The following is a 585-nucleotide window of genomic DNA, read 5'->3' on the forward strand; positions in this document are numbered from 1 at the left end:
GAAAAATTTAAAAATATGTGTATTTTCTTATACAACCAGGATTTTTGCTTAGAAGCAGCCACCATTTAAAGAGTGCGTAATAGCTCACTGGTCGAGTGACTCTGCGCCGAAAATGTACCGGGGCTAAACGTATCACCGAAGCTGCGGACTGTTCTGACGAACAGTGGTAGGAGAGCGTTCTAAGGGCTGTGAAGCCAGACCGGAAGGACTGGTGGAGCGCTTAGAAGTGAGAATGCCGGTATGAGTAGCGAAAGACGGGTGAGAATCCCGTCCACCGAATGCCTAAGGTTTCCTGAGGAAGGCTCGTCCGCTCAGGGTTAGTCGGGACCTAAGCCGAGGCCGAAAGGCGTAGGCGATGGACAACAGGTTGATATTCCTGTACCACCTCCTCACCATTTGAGCAATGGGGGGACGCAGGAGGATAGGGTAAGCGCGGTATTGGATATCCGCGTCCAAGCAGTTAGGCTGGGAAATAGGCAAATCCGTTTCCCATAAAGGCTGAGCTGTGATGGCGAGCGAAATTTAGTAGAGAAGTTCCTGCTTACACAATGCAAAGAAACGATTACATAGAGGTGAGACGTTATC

At 49.7% G+C, this 585-nt stretch carries 1 rRNA gene; it reads left to right on the forward strand.

Annotated features, from left to right (window positions below):
• A 23S ribosomal RNA gene (locus tag BA70_RS20445) occupies positions 1-585 on the forward strand; the annotation flags it as partial.

It is taken from the genome of Bacillus zhangzhouensis, assembly GCF_000715205.1.
GTDB lineage: Bacteria > Bacillota > Bacilli > Bacillales > Bacillaceae > Bacillus > Bacillus zhangzhouensis.